Annotated in this window: 14 protein-coding genes and 1 pseudogene; 7 read left to right on the forward strand and 8 right to left on the reverse strand. The window is 63.3% G+C overall.

Annotated features, from left to right (window positions below; translation table 11 throughout):
* Positions 1-55: 55 nt before the first annotated feature.
* The gene (locus JQ587_RS02820; RefSeq protein ID WP_212303315.1) at positions 56-691 is read right to left on the reverse strand and encodes an HAD-IA family hydrolase; all 636 of its coding nucleotides are present in this window, start codon (positions 689-691) and stop codon (positions 56-58) included.
* Between the two features lie 97 nt (positions 692-788).
* Here JQ587_RS02820 and JQ587_RS02825 point away from each other — a divergent pair, with 97 nt between their 5' ends.
* The 3 genes and pseudogenes from JQ587_RS02825 to JQ587_RS37115 all read left to right on the forward strand — a co-directional run.
* Positions 789-1547, forward strand: coding sequence for a S1 family peptidase (locus JQ587_RS02825; protein ID WP_212424347.1), 759 nt, complete (start codon positions 789-791; stop codon positions 1545-1547).
* A gap of 122 nt (positions 1548-1669) precedes the next feature.
* Positions 1670-3172: a flavin-containing monooxygenase gene (locus tag JQ587_RS02830; RefSeq protein WP_212424348.1), complete on the forward strand. Its 1503-nt coding sequence runs from the start codon at positions 1670-1672 to the stop codon at positions 3170-3172.
* Positions 3173-3273: 101 nt separating this feature from the next.
* Positions 3274-3430: pseudogene (locus JQ587_RS37115) on the forward strand (autotransporter outer membrane beta-barrel domain-containing protein); the annotation flags it as partial.
* A 3-nt stretch (positions 3431-3433) separates the two neighbouring features.
* Here the strand turns inward: JQ587_RS37115 and JQ587_RS02835 are convergent.
* The 5 genes from JQ587_RS02835 to JQ587_RS02855 form a co-directional block, all read right to left on the reverse strand.
* Positions 3434-4264, reverse strand: a complete 831-nt coding sequence (locus JQ587_RS02835; protein ID WP_212424349.1) for an MlaD family protein — start codon at positions 4262-4264, stop codon at positions 3434-3436.
* A gap of 99 nt (positions 4265-4363) precedes the next feature.
* The gene (locus JQ587_RS02840; protein WP_212424350.1) at positions 4364-6583 is read right to left on the reverse strand and encodes an acetate--CoA ligase family protein; all 2220 of its coding nucleotides are present in this window, start codon (positions 6581-6583) and stop codon (positions 4364-4366) included.
* 152 nt (positions 6584-6735) lie between these two features.
* The gene (locus JQ587_RS02845; protein WP_212303320.1) at positions 6736-7716 is read right to left on the reverse strand and encodes a glycosyltransferase family 2 protein; all 981 of its coding nucleotides are present in this window, start codon (positions 7714-7716) and stop codon (positions 6736-6738) included.
* Positions 7717-7879: 163 nt separating this feature from the next.
* A complete protein-coding gene (locus tag JQ587_RS02850) occupies positions 7880-8449 on the reverse strand; it encodes a class GN sortase (protein WP_212424351.1) in 570 nt (189 codons plus the stop codon).
* A 202-nt stretch (positions 8450-8651) separates the two neighbouring features.
* Positions 8652-10913: a marine proteobacterial sortase target protein gene (locus JQ587_RS02855; RefSeq protein WP_212424352.1), complete on the reverse strand. Its 2262-nt coding sequence runs from the start codon at positions 10911-10913 to the stop codon at positions 8652-8654.
* 186 nt (positions 10914-11099) lie between these two features.
* Here JQ587_RS02855 and JQ587_RS02860 point away from each other — a divergent pair, with 186 nt between their 5' ends.
* Both JQ587_RS02860 and JQ587_RS02865 read left to right on the forward strand, forming a co-directional pair.
* Positions 11100-11870 carry a helix-turn-helix domain-containing protein gene (locus JQ587_RS02860; RefSeq protein WP_212424353.1) on the forward strand — a complete coding sequence of 257 codons (771 nt, stop codon included), beginning with the start codon at positions 11100-11102 and terminating at the stop codon, positions 11868-11870.
* Positions 11871-11922: 52 nt separating this feature from the next.
* Complete coding sequence (locus JQ587_RS02865; RefSeq protein WP_212424354.1) at positions 11923-13371, forward strand: glycosyltransferase family 2 protein; 1449 nt, start codon at positions 11923-11925, stop codon at positions 13369-13371.
* Between the two features lie 68 nt (positions 13372-13439).
* On the opposite strand, the gene JQ587_RS02870 is transcribed toward JQ587_RS02865, so the two are convergent.
* Positions 13440-14663, reverse strand: a complete 1224-nt coding sequence (locus tag JQ587_RS02870) for an ABC transporter substrate-binding protein (protein ID WP_212424355.1) — start codon at positions 14661-14663, stop codon at positions 13440-13442.
* A 74-nt stretch (positions 14664-14737) separates the two neighbouring features.
* Entirely contained in the window at positions 14738-16288 is a 1551-nt protein-coding gene (locus tag JQ587_RS02875) for an acyl-CoA synthetase (protein ID WP_212424356.1), read from the reverse strand.
* A gap of 263 nt (positions 16289-16551) precedes the next feature.
* Between JQ587_RS02875 and JQ587_RS02880 the strand changes: the two genes are divergently transcribed.
* Together JQ587_RS02880 and JQ587_RS02885 are read left to right on the forward strand one after the other, a co-directional pair.
* A complete protein-coding gene (locus tag JQ587_RS02880; protein ID WP_212424357.1) occupies positions 16552-17688 on the forward strand; it encodes an acyl-CoA dehydrogenase family protein in 1137 nt (378 codons plus the stop codon).
* A 117-nt stretch (positions 17689-17805) separates the two neighbouring features.
* Positions 17806-18966, forward strand: a complete 1161-nt coding sequence (locus tag JQ587_RS02885; protein ID WP_212424358.1) for an acyl-CoA dehydrogenase family protein — start codon at positions 17806-17808, stop codon at positions 18964-18966.
* Positions 18967-19007: the final 41 nt, after the last annotated feature.

The raw sequence follows: 19007 nt of genomic DNA on the forward strand, positions 1-19007 counted from the left end.
TAGCGTGGGTACGCTTCGCTTTGCCCACCTTACGGCAGCCACAGCTTTCCGCGAACTATCTTAGCTTCAACCCCGTCGCTGCCTCGAGCTCGGCGATCGCCTGCGCGCCGCTCGTGACCTTGATCGTGGTCATACCCATCTCGCGCGCCGGCTTCAAATTGACGCCGAGGTCGTCGAGATAAACGCATGTTTTCGGATCGACCTTCAGCGTCTCGACCATCTGCTGGTAAATACGTGGATCGGGCTTGCGCAGGCCGATCTTGGCGGATTCGATCACATGGTCGAACAGCACCATGACCTCCGCGATGTAGAGTGAGCGACCGGTCATGCTGCCGATCGCGTTGGCCGGCAAATTGTTGGTGATGCAACCGGTCTTGAATTGCGCCTTGACGCGCTTCAAGGCCTCGACCATCTCGGGGCGCAGATCGCCCTGGATGAGCGGCAGCACCTCGCGGCCGCGCACCTCAGCGCCAAGCGCGCGTGATTCTTCGGCGAAAAGCTTGTCGAACGTGTCGATATCGACCTCGGCGCGCTCGAACCTGGCCCAGGCATTTTCCAGATGGTTGGCCGCATTGGTGCGTCGGATAATGTCGATCGGCAAGCCGCGCTCCGTCTCGAACCGCGAAAAGGCCTCGAACGGCGAGCTTGTCAACACGCCGCCAAAATCAAAGATCACCGCCTCGATGGTCACTGTCCCGCCCTCGTCAATTCCTTCCCAAGAGCGCTAGCATGCGGTATCGGCAAGGACCAGTCCGAAGCAGTCCCCGCTGATGCCGAAGCGTGTTCCCATGAAGAAGCTTGCAATTCTCATCGCATCTACGCTGCTGCTCGCCACGCGCGCTCACGCCATTGTCGGCGGTGGTACGCCGCAGACGGAAGGCGTCGCGCGCGCGGTCGTCACCATCGTCGGCTCGCGCGGCAATTTCTGCACGGGCACTCTGATTGCGCCGAAGCTCGTGCTGACGGTTGCCCACTGCGTGCAACCCGGTGCGGACTACAAGATCGTCGATCGCGGCGCTGACGGCCAGCCGCAATTGTTGAACGTGCGCACCGTGGCGATCCATCCAAGTTTCAACATGCAGGCCATGCAGGCGCATCGCGCCACGGCCGACGTGGCATTGCTGCAACTGGAAATTCCACTCAAGGGAAAATCGGCGGTGCCGGTTGGCGCGCCGACCATTCCAATTCAAGTCGGCAGCCGTTTCACCATCGCGGGCATCGGTGTCACTATGCGCGGTGATGGCAAGAGCGGCGGGACGATTCGGGTTGCCGGTCTCGTTGCCACGGGCCAGCCTGGCACGTTCCAGATACGCCTGGTCGATCCCGTAACCAACGGTGTTCGCGACGGAATCGGTGCTTGCACCGGTGATTCCGGCGGTCCGGTGTTCGAGGACAAGCCGAATGGCGCGGTGCTCGTCGGCGTCATCAGCTGGTCGACTGGATCGAATGGTGCCGCTGGCTGCGGCGGATTGACCGGCGTCACGCCGCTGACTCTTTACCGGGATTGGATCTTGCAGACCGCGCGGAGCTGGGGCGCGGCGTTGTAGTTTGATCGCGGCTTGATCTATGTCATTTTGCAGAGGAAGCGCGATGGGTGATCATGCCCGTCGCTGAGGAAACGTGTCGCCAATCAATGGCGGCCTGAACAAGACAAGGCATAGAAACAACAATGAATGTCGCTGTTCGCACTCACGCCACGGCCAAGCAGGATTCTGAACATTTCGACGTGCTGATCGTCGGCGCCGGCATCTCCGGCATCGGAAGCGCTTATCACATCGAAAAGCAGCTTCCGGGCACGAGTTACGTCATCCTGGAGACGCAGGCGACGTTCGGCGGCACCTGGAGCACGCATCGCTATCCCGGCATCCGCTCGGACAGCGATCTCCATACCTTCGGCTACAGCTTCAAGCCCTGGGTGGGTCCGCCGATTGCAACCGCCGACGAAATCCTTGCCTACATGAACGAGGTGATCGACGACAACGATATCGCCCGCCATATCCGCTACAAGCACGAGATCAATTCGGCGAGCTGGTCGAGCGAGCGGAATCTATGGACCATCGAGGCGGTGACCACGGACACCGGCGAGGCAAGGACCTTCACCGCCAACTTCCTCTGGATGTGCCAGGGCTACTACCGCCATTCGGAAGGCTACACGCCGCAATGGAAGGGCATGGATCGCTTCAAGGGCCGTATCGTCCATCCGCAGACCTGGCCTGACGATATCGATCTCAAGGCGAAGAAGGTCGTCGTGATCGGCTCGGGCGCGACCGCGGCGACACTGGTGCCGAACATTGCGGACGAGTGCGCGCATGTCACCATGCTGCAGCGCTCGCCGACTTATTTTCGCCTGGGGCGCAACGCCATCGAGATCGCGGAGGAATTGCGCCGGCTCCAGGTCGACGAGGCCTGGATCCACGAGATCGTTCGCCGTAAGATCTTGTTCGAGCAGGATGCATTCACAAAGCTCTGTCTGGCGAGGCCCGAGCAGGTGAAGAAGGAACTGATCGGCCAGATCAGCGCAGTGCTCGGTCCGGACTACGACGTCGAGACCCATTTCACGCCGAACTACCGGCCGTGGCGGCAGCGCATCGCCTTCGTGCCCGACTCCGACCTGTTCAAGGGCATCGCCAGCGGCAAGGCGTCCGTCGTTACCGATGAAATCGAGTGCTTCGTCGAGAATGGCATCCAGCTCAAATCGGGCAAGCTGCTCGAGGCCGATGTCATCGTCACCGCGACCGGCTTCAATCTTTCCGCGCTGGGCGACATCGCCTTCGAGATCGACGGCAAGCCGCTCGCCTTCGGCGACACCGTCACCTATCGCGGCATGATGTTCACCGGCGTGCCGAACATGGTCTGGGTGTTCGGCTATTTCCGTGCGAGCTGGACGTTGCGCGTGGATCTCGTTGCCGATTTCGTCTGCCGGCTGCTCGGCCACATGAAGGCGAAGGGCAGCAAGAAGGTCGAGGTCAAGCTGCGGCCTGAGGACCACGACATGCCGATCCTGCCCTGGATCGATCCGGAAAACTTCAACCCCGGCTACATCATGCGTAACATGGACTTGCTGCCCAAGCGCGGCGACAAGCCGGAATGGCAGCACAGCCAGGATTACTGGACCGAAAAGGACGAGATCCCGAAGACGGATCTGGACGACAACGCGTTTGTGTATGGGTGATTAGACCGGCCGTTCGTTCTCCGCTGTCGTCCTGGATCGGCGCTTCGCTTGTCCAGGACGACGGCCGGACGGAATCGTGCTCTGATTGCGAGAGGCTGCCCAACGGCGCCGCGCTGGCGACGGATTCTGCGCTGATCACGGCATCGGTGCAGATGAACTGGATGAACGGCTGGTCCGCATCGGCGACCTTCGAGGGCGAATTCTCGAATGTCACGCCGCTCATACGCCGGCAAGGGCGTTGTGCGCTACAACTGGTAGGCCCTACCGCTTCGGCTGCGCCGGCTTGCGCGGCGGGCGCGGAGCGGCGGCGGGTGCGGGAGTTCCGCTCATCTTGTTGGCGGCATCGCTGACGTCGAGCAGCGAGCGGCGGGTGTCTTCGAGGAAGTTGGCCGATTTCTTCTTCATGGTGTCGGCGAGCTCGTGCAGCCCCTTCACCTTCTCGAACAGCTCGTCGGCCTTGCCGTCGACGAAGCCCGGCACCACGCCCTCGATCTTGGTGACCGCCTTGTCGAACCCCGCAAAAGCATTGTCGACCTTCAGCATCACGGCGTCGATCTCATCGCCCTTACCCCTGAGGTCGGCGGTGTAGTTTTCGAATGTGCGCAGGCCGTCCTTGATCGCCGGCGCGTTGCTGATGATGGTGCGGTCGACGCTGTGCAGTGTGTCGACGATGGATTCGGCGTCGCTGAGATCTGCGGTCAGGACCGGCACGCCATCCGAGTCCAGCGGCACTGGCGGTGCGGACGGGGCACCGCCGATCAGCGAGACCGCAGCGACACCGGTGAGACCCTGGAACTCGATGCCGGCCACCGTGTCCTTGCGGATCGGCGCGCTATTGTCGAGCGACACCAGCGCCACGACCTTGCGCGGATTATCCAGCTTGATCGACAGGATCTGGCCCGCGGGCACGCCGTCGAAATTGACCGGGCCGCCGCGGCGCAGGCCGCTTGCGGAACCGCCTTCGAACACGACGCGCAATTGGCTACGGCTCTGGATGGCGCGCCATTTTTGTACGCCGAGCATGCCGCCGAACGCCACGGCGATCACCGCCAGTGTCGTCGTCCCGATCGCCAGATTGCTCGCGCGTGCCATGCGGGTGCGATTTTACGACCAAAGCGGGGAAGTTGGAAGGAGCCCGGACGGCCGCAATGTTAGCGCGGGCGGGTTAACGACTTGCCCGCCCATGCGACATCAATGCTTGGCAGCGCTTCTTGCCGCCGCATTGTTCAACACGATCAGGGCATCGACCGCGACACCGGTTTTGGCATTGATCAGGAAGGGGTTGACGTCGATCGAAGCGATCCGGTTGCCGGCATCCGCAATCAAATTGGACAGGCCGACCAGTGCTTTTACGGCCGAAGTCTCGTGCAGGGCCGGCCTGCCGCGATAACCGCGCATCTTGATGCCGGCCTTGGTGCGGCCGATCAGAAGCCGGGCCTCGGCCTCGTCCAGCGGTGCGCCGGCCAGCGCCACGTCCTTCATCAGCTCGATATCGATGCCGCCGGTGCCGAACAGCACGACCGGACCCATTTCGGCATCGAGCGAGGCGCCGACCACGAGCTCGAGCTCGGCCTTGACCTGCTGCGCGATCAGGATGCCGTCGAGCTTCGGCCTACCCTTCAGCTTCGTCACTCGTGCGGTGATGTCGGAAAAGGCCTTCTTCACTTCGGCCGCGCTGGTGAGGTTCAGCACCACACCGCCGATATCGGATTTGTGCAGGATCTCGGCGCTCACGACTTTCGCCACCACCGGAAAGCCGATCTGCTTTGCGATCTTCACCGCCTCTGCCGCCGTCTGCGCAATTCCTTCCCTCGAAACCGGGATGCCATAGGCCCTCAGCAGCTTCTTTGATGCGACCTCGTCGAGCGCAGCACCGCTCGCCGACTTCAACGCTTTCTCCAGCACGGCGCGCGCGGCGGGCTTCGAGCTGGAGACGATGTCAGGCACCTCCTTGCGCAGCTTGGCGTAGGCGAGCAGAGATTTGATGGCTGTCACGGCGCGGTCCATGCCCTGCATCGCTGCGAGATGCGGCAACGACTTTCGCAGGCCCTTGGTGAACTCGGTGAAGCCGATCGACATCGCGCTGATATAGATCACGGGCTTTGACGCCCGGCTTGCCATCTCGTTGACGATGCGCAAATTGCGCTCGCGCTGCTCGTGTGGCGCTTTTGGAAGCTCGGCGTCGATGATGACGATGTCGATATCGGGATCGTCGATCATCAGCTTGATCGACTTCATGTAGACGGAGGGATCGACCACCGCGGCAAAGCCGGCGTCGAGCGGATTACCGACGATCGAGCCCGGCCCCAGCATTTTTGCAAGCTCGCCGCTGACATGCGGGATCAGCGGCGCAAAGTTCAGGCCTTGTGCATAGAAGGCGTCGATCAGCATGCCGCGCTTGCCGCCGGATAACGTCACCGCCGCAAGCCGGTCGCCTCTCGGCACTGCGGCGTGGACGAAGCATTCGGTGGTCTCGATCAATTCGTCGAGCCCGCTCACGCGGATCACACCCTCACGGGTTGCGATCGCGTCGAACGTCTCGATCGAACCCGCCAGCGCACCGGTGTGCGCCATCGCGGCGGCGCGACCACCCTCCGACGATCCGAGCTTGAGCGCGATCACCGGCTTGCTCGCGGCACGCGCCGCTTTGCAGGCGTCGCGAAACGCCTTGGTGTTGCGCACGCCTTCGAGATAGACCACGATCACCCCAACGCTCGGATCTTCGGCGAAATAGCGCATCAGGTCCGGCGTCTCGAGCCCGGTTTCGTTGCCGGTTGTCACCATATAGCCGACACCGACGCCGCGATCCTCCAGCGCCTGCCGGATCGCCATGACGATGGCGCCGGATTGGCCGGCAATCGCTACCGCGCCCTGTTCCATGGTGACGATGCGGTCGTCGATATTGGTGAAAAGCTTTTCGCCGGCGCTCAGATTGCCGAGGCAATTCGGGCCGGTTACGGCGAGGCCCGTCTCGCGCACGGCCTGTCGCAGTTCGGCGGCGAGCTTCTGGCTTTCATCATCCTGCAACTCGCTGAAACCCGAAGTGACGATGGTGGCTGACCGCGCGCCGGCCGCAGCAGCGTCGCGGATCACCTGCACGGCAAAGCGTGCGGGCACCAGCACCAGGACGTGATCGGGCTTCTCAGGGAGACTCGCAAAATCCTTGTAGCAGGGCACGCCCCAGATGGTGTTGCGCTTGGCGTTGACCGGATAGAGCCCGCCCTCGTAGCCGTACTTGATCAGATTGTTCCAGATACGCTCGGCGTAATTGCCCGGCTTGTTGGTCGCGCCCACCAGCACGATGTTGTGCGGATGCAGCATGGCGTGGATGCCCTTGACGATCTCGCTGGCATCGGGCGGCGGCGACCATGGGCGGGCAGGAACCGACGCGGCAGAGACCTGAGCTTCCATGGTGTGACCTCACCTGTTGTTCTTCTTGGCGGTGCGTCACGTGGTTGTATGGCGAGTTGCGGGGAGTGGCAACCAGCACAGCTGCATGCCGCCGGGCGGAATGCGCGGCGGATCGCAAATGACGACTTCAATCGTCGGTTCGCGTCGCCGCCTCAATAGCGCAAGACCCCGCATTTGTAGGCATAGTGATAGGCGAGCTGCTGAAGGAGATAAGGTGCGATGGCACGGCGGATCTGCATCTGCGTCGGATCGAATCCGAGGACGCGGCGCCGCAAGATGCCCATTTCCTTGACGCCGATCGCGTAAGTGGCTGCGGTCTTCTGCGCATCATGGATGCGGAAACAGGAGAGAAACCGCGGCAGGCGCACGAACTTGAATCCAGCGCCCTGCGCCCGCAGGATGAAGTCCCAGTCCATCGCATAATGGAAGCTTTCGTCGATCGGACCGATCTTGTCCCACACGCGCTTACGCCAGAACATCGTCTCCTGCGGAATGTAGTCGGCATATTGCAGCGCCTTGCCGTCGTGGCGGGGCAGGACCGCGCGGCCGACTTCGAGCCCCTCGCGATCGATGAAGATGCGGTTGCCGTAGACGATGTCGACATCGGGATGCGACATGAAATAGCTGACGATATAGGCGAGCGTGCCCGGCAGCAGCATGTCGTCGCTGTTGAGATAAGCCATGATCTCGCAATCGACGCCGGCAAAACCGAGGTTGATGGCGTTGGACTGGCCCTTGTCCGGCTCGCTTTTCCAGCTGATGCTGTCGCCGCGGCTCTTCAGAAGATCGATCGTGCCGTCGATCGAGGCGCCGTCCTGCACGTGATAATAGAGGTTCGGATACGCCTGGCCCAGGATGCTCTCGATCGTGGCGTCGAGATATTGCGCGTGATTGTAGCTCGGCGTGACCATCGCGATCCGCGGTGCGTTCGCAGGGGTCGCGGGTGCGGAGTTGAACGCGTTCAGGTTGAGCAATCGCGCCGGATATTGCTCGAAGGTCCACATCGGCGGACGCCGCCAAAGACTGCGAAGCGAGGAACGTCTCTGACCGGCCGCAACGAGATCGAGATTCCGCTCCAGCAGCGCGACACGGTTTTCGAGCTGCTCCACTCGCTGCCTGAGTTCTTCGTCCATTTACCCCTTCTTCCCGCCCGGCTCCGCCGCAAAATTCGCAGGCCTTTGCTTACAAGTCTACAGTCGGTAGCGCCAGTTCAGCGGTTCCATTGACGCGCCTGCCGCGCACGCCACGCATGTTTGCGGGAGCGCGACCGATCCCACACGGGTCGATTGCGAATGGCTATTCACCATCTCCGATCAGGGTGGCATGCAGGAGGTAACGTTCGGGGCCGGGCGTGATGGCGTCGAACGGCCAGCAGGTCGTCAGCATAAGCTCGAAATCTCCAGTCGCGGGATCAATACCCGATGCGTCGAACCTGACAATCGCGGAGGAATCTGCGCGATAGCGAAAGCGCTTGCCGTCACTGCGTGTGACATCGATCACGTCCCCAATGGCAACATTTCGCAAGAAGCGAAAATGTGTATCGCGATGTGCAGCATATACCGCAACGCCGCGTTCGCCCGCATCAGCCGTTCGGTCGAGATGGCCAGGGCCGAAGGCAAGTGCCTGGCCGCTCGTGCCTTCCAGCACGATCGCGCTGGCTCCGATCCGCTTCACCTCGATCCGCGCCACCGGCCAGGTATCGGCCCAGGACCATGGCTTGACCACCTGCCCGGTCTCAATGCTCCTGTCGAACGCTCGCTCCAGCAGCACCTGCGCGAGCCACGCCTTGGCGTGGATGTAGGCGCCGTCACCGAACAGGATCGTTCCGACGAGCGCCAGGACAAGAGGCGAGATGAGGCGGGGCATTGGCATCTCTTGTTCCGTCAATCCGGGGCGATGCGAAGCATCGAACTCCGGTGCGGAATTGCGCACCGGAGAATCTCGAGATTCCGGGTTCGGCCCTGCGAGCCGCCCCGGAGCGACATTCCCAAAAAAGACGCGCGCGGCCGTTGGTTTCGGGACGGGCAGCCGCGCGCGCCAAGCAAGAGGAGTTCGGGGGGCTCCTCCCTCAAGCGGCGTCAGTGAGCAAGGTCCGACGCCGGTTGAACACGAACAGGATCAGGGCGAGAACGATCATGATGAGGCCTGCGATCATCTTCACCTCGGCTGATGTCGCGGTCTTGGGCAAGCGGATGGCGTCGGGTGTGACAGGCGCCGGCCGCCTTGTGGCAGGCTGGCCTGCATCGGCGCGGCGCTCGCGCAACTGTGTCGGGGTTAGCTGCGGCCGTTCGCCGAACACTTTTGCGAAGTCCCAGCCCGCGGGCAGGTTGATCGGCAGCTCGCTGAGCTTGAGCGGCTCGCCATCGGGACGGTTCGGCGTCTTGTCGACCGCGACGAGGCTGGTCAGCCGCGTGACAATCTGATGGTCGAGCGCCAGCGCAAGAATCGTCTTGTCCGTATCCTCCGGCGCCATCTCGCGTAGCGTCCGCGCCACTTCCGCATCGCCGATCTTGCGTCTGGCCCAGAGTTTTGACAGGCCTTTGCCTTCGGCGGCGTTCTGCAACGGCAGCGTCACCGACCATGGGCGGTCTCCGACACGGCCCTTGATCTCAAGCGAGCCAGCGAGCTTGTCGAGCTTGGCGGCGAGCACCAGCGGCTCGCCGCGGTAGACGTCGGGAATGATCGCGGGGGTGACGTCGGCCTTGGCTTCGGAAAATTTTGCGGAGAGCCCGGTCACGGCAGGGTTCTCCAGCTTGGCGAACAGGCCGCGCATGCGCTCCTCGACCTGCTCGACCGAGCCGATATGGGTGAAGGCACCGCGGCCAAGCTCGGAAGCGCGTGTCATCAGATAGGTGTTGGGCGCGGAGCCGATGCCGACCATGAAAATGCGCGAGCGGCCCCGCATCGCCGTGATGGTCTCGAACAATTGCTGCTCGTTGCCGATCGCGCCGTCGGTCAGGAACACGATCTGGCGAACCATGTTGGTGTCATTGATCTTGTCGGTCAGTGCCGCGCGCATCGCGGGCACCATCTCGGTGCCGCCGCGCGCCTGCAATGCGCGGACGAACGAGGTCGCTTCGCCGACATGCGCGGCATCGGCCGGCAGCGAGGTCGGAAACAGCACGTCCATGGTGTCGTCGAACCGGATGACGTTGAAGCGATCGTTCGGCTGCAGCCGGCCGAGGGCATAGAGCAGGCTCGCCTTGGCCTGCTCGATCGAGGTGCCGCCCATCGAACCGGAATTGTCGATCACGAACACGACCTCGCGTGGCAACGGCTTCTGCGTGGCTTGCTCGGCGGCCGGCGGCGTGACGAAGGCGAGCAGGTAATCGGCATCGCCGACATGCTCGCGGAACAGGCCGACCGACGGCGCTTTCTCGGCGACCGGCTTCCAGGTCAGCTCGAAGTCGCGGTCGGCGGGCACGGTGCCGTCCGCGAGTGTCACCACGCGCGTCCTGTTGTCCGGGCTCTCGATCTTGACGTTGTGGTGGTGGCTCTTCACCTCGCCTAGCGCGAAGCCGGAATTCAGGTGCACCGTGATGCTGGTCGGATTGAGCGGCGCGCTCCTGGCGGGATCCGCGACCTCCGGCGAGATGCGGTCACGGTCCGGCACCGGGTCTGATGCGGTGGCGCCCCAGCCGGAGCCGTCCTTGCGAAAGTCGACGCTCTGCACGATCGGCGCCGGATTGTAGCGCGGCCCGACGACGAGCGGCACACGCAGCGAATATTCGTTGCCGGACTGATGTATCGGCTCCTGATATTCGATCTGCACCAGCACGGTCTCGCCAGGACCGATATTGGCAACCGAGTTGGTGAAGATGTTGGGCCGCTCCTGCTCGGTGAGCGCGGCCTTCTGTCCGTCGCGGCGGGCTTGCTCGTAGATGATGCGGGCCTGCTGACGCTCCTTGATGTCGCCGACGATGACGCGGTCGCCGACCACCATCTTGAGCGTGTCGACGGCGCCGTCGGTGGCCAGCGGGTAGACATAGGTTGCCTCGACCCAGTCCCTGGTCGGGTTGCGGAAGGCTTGCGTGACGCGCGTACGCAGGGTCGGGCCTGATACCGTGATGTCGACGTCGATCCCGAGGCGGATGGCTTCGGTGTAAGCGCCGTCCTGCTTCAGGAGGAGGCTCCCTGACTTGGCATCGCCAGGTTGGAGCAGGCTTGCCTGCTCCGTCGTCGCCGACCAGGAGGTCTCGAAACTGACCAGCAGGGCCACGAAGCTCACCAGCAGCACGGCAATGCTTTGCGCCAGAAGGAACAGACCGACCTTGATCAGCCTCCCGAGCCAGGGGTGTTCGTGGCTGTCGACCGTGTCGTAATTGTCCATTTGGCCTGCTCCCGAAGCTGTTTGATGCCGCTAAGCATCGGTCCGGAGGGGGCGAATTCGCGAGCAGAATGATCGGCAATGTTCCGCCAAGGCTGGCCCGGGCAGGCCGCCGCCTTGGCGGCGATGTCCGGTTTTGTGCTGACTTGTCCGCCCTGCTAGACTGGCGGCCGTGGAGCAGGGTTAACGATGCAGACGCAAGACAAGCTCTCGGACCGGCAGCTTTCGGACGAGCAGAGCCGCGAGGTCGCGGAGACGATCCGCGAGGAAATTGCCAGGCGCCGGATCTCGCGGCAGGCGCTGGCCGAGCAGGCCAAGCTCAGCCTGTCGACGCTGGAGAAGGCGCTTGGCGGCCGCCGCCCGTTCACGCTGGCAACCACGGTCCGGCTGGAGCAGGCGCTGGGCGTATCCCTGCGCAAGAACCCGGTTGCGCCGGCGCCGGCGGCCGGTAGCGACGTCGCGCCCGACAGCCTCGGCTCCTATTCGCATCGCGCGGTGACTTGGCTCGAGGATGTCTACATCACGCTGCGGCCGTCCTTCGGCGACAAGGACGCGATCTTCGCCTATCGAACCGAGATCATCTGGGAGCCAAAGGTCTCCTCGCTGGTCTTCCGCGAGGGCGAGCGGACCGATGCGGCCTATGAGCACACCGGCGAAGTTGCCGTGCCGCATCAGTCGGGGTTCATCTATCTTGTCATCAACAAGCATGGTCAGCATCGCGTGATCACCGTATCGCGGCCGACCGTGTCTGGCGCGATGTATGGCATCATCTCGACGCTGCGCGCTGGCGCCGGCTCGCAATTGACGCCGGTCGCGGCACCGATAGCCTATGTGCCGGCGCGGACGATCACCGATCCCGTTGTGGGAAGGATCGCTCCCGACCACGCGAACTACAAGCTGTATCGCGATCACCTTCGGCGTACTGTCGAGGAGTCGTTTGCGGTGTTTCTGCCCGCCTGAACCTGCGCCGGACTGGCGTCCCGCGCGATTTTGTTGAGGAGGGGAATCCGGCATGAAATCCGGCTTGAGTCCCGACCGGCCGCTGTTCTCCGTCATCATCCCGCTCGAACACCACCGCGGGCAGTGGGAGCAGTCCTGGCTCGGCTGGACGTCGCAGACGGCCGATCGGTCTCTCTACGAAATCATCCTGGTCGTACCGCCGGATTTTACCGCACGTGCTGAGCTTAAGGCGCTCGCCGGCGACGCTGCGCGCCTCGAATTCGCCGATTGCGTTCACGATATCGGGCTTTGCGCAGTCGGTGCGGCCAGGGCTAGCGGCCGCTATCTGTTCTTCACGGAGGCACATTGCTGGCCCGAGCCCGACGTGATCGCGCTCTGCATCCGCGCGATTGATGATCATCCCGATTGGGCCGGGTTTTCCTGCCGCTCGGTTCCGATCTGCCACAACCGCCTGTCGGAGGCGGAAGCCGCGATGTATCAGGCCGACATCGAGTTCGGCATGAAGCAGCACCCCTGGCGCAAAGTGCTCGACCAGTGCTTCGTGACGCGGCGCGACGTCTACTGGGAATGCGGGGGTCTGCGCCAAGAGCTCGGCCATTTCGCCGAATGGGTGCTCGCCGCCGGATATTCTGCGCGAGGTTACGCCATCGGCTATCTCGAAGAGGCGCGCTTCCATCACTATTACGTCGGCCGGGTCGGTGAGCTGAAGACGTTCACCCTCGATTTCGTGCAGGGCGAGATCCGCTATCTCAGCGACGACAGGCGCGATCCCGGCAGTGAACTGCTCGAGATTCCCCGCGAATGGAGTGAGATGGACGATTTCGATCGTCCGCTGGCCCTCCACGCGCTGAAAGCGTTGCTGTGCGACGGAGGCTGGAGGCGGCCCGGCGAGAAGCTGCGGGCTGTGTGGCGCTGGATCGAGCCGGCGCTGCTTGGTGATCTCCATCTCCGCCTCGCGGCGCTGCTCGCCGTCGCACATGCACGATCGATGCTGACGGCACTGCTTTTGGTCGGGTCGAGCAGCGCCGTCGCGCATTGGTTGAAGCGCTACATCGCATCACTGATCCGGCTTCAGCGGCTTGTCTGTATCCATGATGTTCGCGGCCGTGCCGGACCTGCGCAGAGACTGCTCGGCGATCACGTGCTCGCGCGGATCGGATTTCACGGCCTGGAGGTCGCGGCCGGCCACACGTTTCGCTGGAGCGAGCCGGAGGCGGCCGTCCGCATCAGGGGCGTAGCCGGGCGCAACATGGTCTGCATCCGAAGCCCCGCCCTGCGCGCACCGCTCGCCAAAATCGGTGCGCAATTCTATCTCGACGGCGCGCGTGTCGATCCCGCGGCGATCGAGATCGGTCGTGACCGCTACACGCTGAGCCTCGATCTGCCGCGGTCGGGCATCGCCATCCTGGCATGGGCCTGCCCCGTGCTGATAGGCGTCGGCGATGTGCGTCGTCTTGGCCTCTCCGTCGTTGGCATTGAAGTGGCTCCGGAGCTCACGTGACCGTGGTCACAAAGAATAGCGGCCTTTCGGCCGCCATCTCGCGCGTACCAGCAATTTTTCGGCCTGAGCTAGCCGCTCGGCTCGGCGCTGATGATGGGGCCGAACAGCTCCCACTGACCGCTCTTGAATCGCCACATCTTGAGCTGCTCGATCGGTGCGAAGTCGGTCGCCGAGGTGTTGATCGTGATCCCCGGGATCAGCGTGTCGGGGGCGAAGTCCTTCAGGCTGGCGGCCTGCTTCATCACGTTCTCGCGGGTGAGATTGTCGCCTGACTGCTTCAGCACCTGCACCATGGTCTGGGCTGCGGCATAGCCGTAGACCAGGTTGGCGTCTGAAATGTTCGCGCCGGGCATATACTTCTCGATGAAGGCCATGAACTTCTTCATGCCCGCGTCGTCCTTCCATTGCGGATCCGACGCATCCTTGAGGTATCCCGCCGAGAGCACGCCTTCGGAGGCCTCGAGGCCGGCCGGCTTCATCACCGCGCCGATCGACACCGACACGTCGGTCATCAGATGCATCGGCTTCCAGCCGAGCTCCGCGATCTTCTTGATCGCCTGCGCCGCGAACTTCGGCGTCGAAATATTCACGAAGACATCGGCGCCGGTGTCCTTGAGCTTGACGATATGGGCGTCGATCGACGGCTCCGAGGTCTCGTAGCTTTCCTCGGCCACGATCAGCTTCGAGGCCTTGTCGCCGAACACGTCCTTGATGCCGGCCAGATAGTCTTTGCCGAAATCGTCATTGGCATAGAAGATCGCAACCTTCGCGTCCGGCTTTTCCTTCAGGATGTATTTTGCGAAAATCCGCGCCTCGACCCGGTAACTGGGCTGGAAGCCCATGGTCCATGGAAAATTCTTCGGGTCGTTCCACTTGCTGGCGCCGGTGGCGAGGAAGAGCTGCGGCACCTTCTTGGAATTGTGATATTTCTGCACCGCGGTCTGGGTCGGCGTGCCCAGCGCGTTGAACACCAGGAAAACTTCGTCGCTCTCGATCAGCTTGCGGATCTGCTCCACCGTCTTCGGCGGCGAGTAGCCGTCGTCGTAGGAGATGAAATTGATCTTGCGGCCGTTGATGCCGCCTTGCTCGTTGATCATCTTGAAATAGGCTTCCTCGGTCTTGCCGATGATGCCGTAGGCGGACGCCGGGCCGGAATAGGCCTCGACATTGCCGATCTTGATCTCGGTGTCGGTGACGCCGGTGTCGTACGCCTTCTGCGCGTCGGCGCCCTGGGAGGAAAGCAATGTCAGGGCCGCCGCCGCGGCGAGCAGGGAGAGTTTCTTGTTCTTCATGGAAATTCCTTGGGTTTCTTGTGGGATGGAGCAGGCACTTCAAAACAAGAAAGCGCCCGCGAGGGGCGCTTTGATCAGGCGTTGGCGACTTTCTTGTCGACCTCGGAAGCCACCGAAAATTCCTGGCGCAGGGTCGGCTTGTGGATCTTGCCGGTGGCGTTGCGTGGCAGCGCATCGACGAAGCGGACCTGACGCGGACATTTGAAGCGCGCCAGGTTCGCCGCGCAGTGCGCGAAAACATCCGCTTCGGTCAGCCGCTGGCCTTGTTTGACTGCGACGATGGCGAGGCCGACTTCGCCCCATTGCGCATCGGGAATGCCGATGACCGCGGCTTCCGCGATTGCGGTGAGCTGGTGCAGGACGTTCTCGACCTCGGCCGGATAGACGTTCTCGCCGCCGGAGATGTACATGTCCTTCCAGCGGTCGACGATGTAGTAGAAGCCCTCCTCGTCCACGCGGGTGGCGTCGCCCGTGTGCAGCCAGCCGTCGGTGAAGGAGGACTTGTTCGCCTCAGGCCTGTTCCAATAGCCGGGCGTGATGTTCGGACCCTTGACCCAGAGCTCACCGAGTTCGCCGGTATCGGCATCGCTGCCGTCGGGCCGCACGATGCGCACCTCCGTGTGCAGCACCGGCTTGCCCGCGGAGCCTGCTTTCCGCGCCGCATCCTCGCGGTCGAGCACCAGCACGGCGGGCGAGGTCTCGGTCATGCCATAACCCTGCTGAAGTGCGACGCCGCGCGCCTCCCAAATCTTCAGCAGCGGCACCGGCATCGGCGCGCCGCCCACGCCGCAGACGATCAGCCGGGTCAGATCAGTCGTCGAGAAGGCCGGATGCTGCGCCATGAATTGGTAGATCGCGGGCACGCCGAAGAACGCGTTGATTCCCTGCGCGGGATCGTTGATCAGGCCAAGCGCGGTGCCGGGATCGAACGCGCGCATGATCATCACGGTGCCGCCGGCATGCAGCACGGGGTTGGTGTAGCAGTTGAGGCCGCCGGTATGGAATAGCGGCAGCACGGTCAGCAGCACCGAGGACGGTCCGATGCAGGCGGGGCCGCCGAGATTGACGCAATTCCAGAAGGTCATGCCATGGGTGATGGTCGCACCTTTGGGATGACCCGTCGTGCCCGATGTGTACATGATGGTCGAGACGTCATCGAGCGTGACCTCCTCGGCGTAAACGAGCGGCTTGGCGGACGCGATGCCGGCCTCGTAGGCGCCGCCGGGGCCGAGCAGCAGGCTGGTCGCGACATCGCAGAGTCTTGCGACCGCGAGTGCGGTGTCGGCGAGATCGGCGTCGTGGATCATCACCTTCGGCGCGCAGTCGGCGGTGATGAATTGAAGCTCCGGTACGGTGAGACGGGTGTTCAGCGGCACGAAGACAGCGCCCAGCCGTCCGCAGGCGAACTGCACCTCCAGCGTATCGGTCGTGTTCAGCGCCAGCACCGCGACGCGATCACCGCGCGAAACGTTTAGCGTGTTGTGGAGGAACGAGGCGAGGCGCGAGATGCGGGAGTTGAGCTGCGCATAGGTGAACCGGCGCTCGCTCGCGAGGTCGATGGCCGCGACCTTGCCAGGCGAGCGGCGCGCATGATGGACGATCCAGTCGTAGTAACGAACGGCCAACAGTCCCTCCCTCGGCGGTCTTGTGCCGCCTGAACTTTATTGCTGTGCACCATGCCCGGCATGGCCCTGGGAGGCCAGCCGGAGTTTGTGCAGCAGTCTTTTTTGATTTGGAGTTGGCCCGCGCGGGGTGAAAATCGTCTTGCGTTGAGTTGCTAGGTCACGGCCGGCGAGGTGCGCCTCCCCCAGCCAGCCACTCCGCGCAAGTGAGCCGCTGATGTTCCAGCCATGGTGGAACGGCAGGAGTCGTCGAAAGCGAAATCGCAATGAAGAGCCCGTTCTATACCGCCGAGCACGACGCCTTCCGCGACGTGATGCGCCGCTTCGTCGACAAGGAGATCGCGCCGTTCGCCCATGATTGGGATGAGGCCGGCGAATTTCCGCGCGGACTCTATCGCAAGGCGGCGGAGATCGGGCTGTTGGGGCTGGGATTCCCCGAGGAATATGGCGGGATCGCCGCCGACCAGTTCATGAAGATCGTCGCGAGCCAGGAATTGGCGCGCGCCGGGGCTGGCGGTGTCAGCGCCAGCCTGATGAGCCACACCATCGGCTCGCCGCCGATCGCGCGCGCGGCGCGCCCGGAAGTCAAGGCGCGCGTGCTGCCGCAGGTGCTCTCTGGCGACAGGATCTCCGCGCTCGCGATCACCGAGCCGGGTGGTGGGTCCGATGTCGCGAGCTTGCGCACCCGGGCGCGGCGCGACGGTGATCACTACGTCGTGAGTGGCGAAAAGACCTTCATCACCTCGGGCGTGCGCGCCGATTATCTGACCGTTGCGGTGCGTACGGGCGGTGAGGGCGCTGGCGGCGTCAGCCTGCTCCTGATCGAGGGCGATACGCCCGGCCTGTCGCGCACCAAGCTGAAGAAGATGGGCTGGTGGGCCTCCGACACCGCGACGCTGCATTTCGATGATTGCCGCGTGCCGGCCGAAAACCTGATCGGCGAGGAGGGCCAGGGTTTCAAGATCATCATGCAGAACTTCAACAGCGAGCGCATGGGCATGGCCGCCGGCTGCACCGCCTTTGCCCGCGTCTGTCTCGACGAGGCCGTCGCTTACGCCAAGGAGCGCAAGACGTTCGGCAAGCCGCTCGCCCAGCACCAGGTCATCCGCCACAAGATCGTCGACATGGCGCAGAAGGTCGCAGCCTCGCAAGCGATGCTGGAGATGCTGGCCTGGCGTCTGGAGCAGGGCGAAAGCCCGGTCGCGGAAATCTGCATGATGAAGAACCAGGCGACGCAGACCATGGCGTTCTGCGCCTCGGAAGCTGTGCAGATCTTTGGCGGCGCCGGCTTCATGCGCGGCATCAAGGCCGAGCGCATTTACCGCGAGGTCAAGGTCAACGCCATCGGCGGCGGCACCGAGGAGATCATGAAGGATCTGGCATCGAGGCAGATGGGGTTGTGATCTCAGCGTCATTCCGGGGCGGCGCGAAGCGTCGAACCCGGAATCTCGATATCGTAGAACTCATCTCTGGATTCCGGGTTCGCGCTTCGCGCGCCCCGGAATGACGAAGAGGACAAAATGCTATTCACCGCCGATCACGACGACATCCGTCGTTCGCTACAGAAATTCATCGCGGGCGAGATCAATCCGCATGTCGATGAATGGGAGAAGGCCGACATCTTCCCGGCACATGAGCTGTTCAAGAAGATGGGCAGCCTCGGCTTCCTCGGCCTGAGTAAGCCGGTCGAGTTCGGCGGCTCCGGCCTCGATTATTCCTATGCGCTGATGATGGCGGAGGAGCTCGGCGCGATCACCTGCGGCGGCGTGCCGATGGCGATCGGGGTGCAGACCGACATGGCGACGCCAGCGCTGGCGCGGTTCGGCTCCGACGAGGTGCGGCGCGAGTTTCTGGCTCCTTCGATTGCGGGCGACTTTGTGGCCTGCATCGGTGTCTCCGAGCCCGGCGCAGGCTCCGATGTCGCCTCGATCAAGACCAGCGCCCGCGCCGATGGCGACGACTACCTCATCACCGGCGGCAAGATGTGGATCACCAACGGCACCCAGGCCGACTGGATCTGCCTGCTCGCCAATACCGGCGATGGTCCGGTCCATCGCAACAAGTCACTGATCTGTGTGCCCATGAAGAGCAAGGGTGTCACCGTCGCCCGCAAGCTCGACAAGATGGGCATGCGCTCATCGGATACCGCGCAGATCTTCTTCGACAATGTCCGCGTCCCCAAGCGCAACCGGATTGGCGAGGAAGGTCAGGGCTTTACATACCAGATGATCCAGTTCCAGGAGGAGCGGCTCTGGGGCGCGGCCGCTTGCCTGAAGGCGCACGAGTACATCATCGATCAGACCATCGAATACACCCGTAACCGCAAGGCTTTCGGCCAGAGCATCCTCGACAACCAGGTCGTGCACTTCAAGCTCGCGGAGATGCAGACCGAGGTCGAGTTGCTGCGCGCGCTGATCTATCGCGCCGCGGAGCAGCTGGTCGCGGGCGAGGACGTGACGCGGCTTGCGACCATGGCCAAGCTCAAGGCCGGCCGGCTCGGCCGCGAGCTCACCGATGCCTGCTTGCAATATTGGGGCGGAATGGGCTTTACCAACGAGACGCCGGTCAGCCGCGCCTATCGCGACAGCCGCCTGACCTCGATTGGCGGCGGCGCCGACGAGGTCATGCTGATGGTCCTGTGCAAGATGATGGGTACGCTGCCCGGGAGTCGTAAAGTTTGAGCATGATCTTGTCGGAAAACCGCTTCACACTTTTCCGGATC

It is taken from the genome of Bradyrhizobium manausense (assembly GCF_018130615.1).
Taxonomy (GTDB): Bacteria; Pseudomonadota; Alphaproteobacteria; order Rhizobiales; family Xanthobacteraceae; genus Bradyrhizobium; species Bradyrhizobium manausense_A.

Coding starts and splice junctions, on each gene's coding strand:
- JQ587_RS02825 (WP_212424347.1), top strand. CDS start 789: ATGAAGAAGCTTGCAATTCTCATCGCATCTACGCTGCTGCTCGCCACG.
- JQ587_RS02830 (WP_212424348.1), top strand. CDS start 1,670: ATGAATGTCGCTGTTCGCACTCACGCCACGGCCAAGCAGGATTCTGAA.
- JQ587_RS02835 (WP_212424349.1), bottom strand. CDS start 4,264: ATGGCACGCGCGAGCAATCTGGCGATCGGGACGACGACACTGGCGGTG.
- JQ587_RS02840 (WP_212424350.1), bottom strand. CDS start 6,583: ATGGAAGCTCAGGTCTCTGCCGCGTCGGTTCCTGCCCGCCCATGGTCG.
- JQ587_RS02845 (WP_212303320.1), bottom strand. CDS start 7,716: ATGGACGAAGAACTCAGGCAGCGAGTGGAGCAGCTCGAAAACCGTGTC.
- JQ587_RS02850 (WP_212424351.1), bottom strand. CDS start 8,449: ATGCCCCGCCTCATCTCGCCTCTTGTCCTGGCGCTCGTCGGAACGATC.
- JQ587_RS02855 (WP_212424352.1), bottom strand. CDS start 10,913: ATGGACAATTACGACACGGTCGACAGCCACGAACACCCCTGGCTCGGG.
- JQ587_RS02860 (WP_212424353.1), top strand. CDS start 11,100: ATGCAGACGCAAGACAAGCTCTCGGACCGGCAGCTTTCGGACGAGCAG.
- JQ587_RS02865 (WP_212424354.1), top strand. CDS start 11,923: ATGAAATCCGGCTTGAGTCCCGACCGGCCGCTGTTCTCCGTCATCATC.
- JQ587_RS02870 (WP_212424355.1), bottom strand. CDS start 14,663: ATGAAGAACAAGAAACTCTCCCTGCTCGCCGCGGCGGCGGCCCTGACA.
- JQ587_RS02880 (WP_212424357.1), top strand. CDS start 16,552: ATGAAGAGCCCGTTCTATACCGCCGAGCACGACGCCTTCCGCGACGTG.
- JQ587_RS02885 (WP_212424358.1), top strand. CDS start 17,806: ATGCTATTCACCGCCGATCACGACGACATCCGTCGTTCGCTACAGAAA.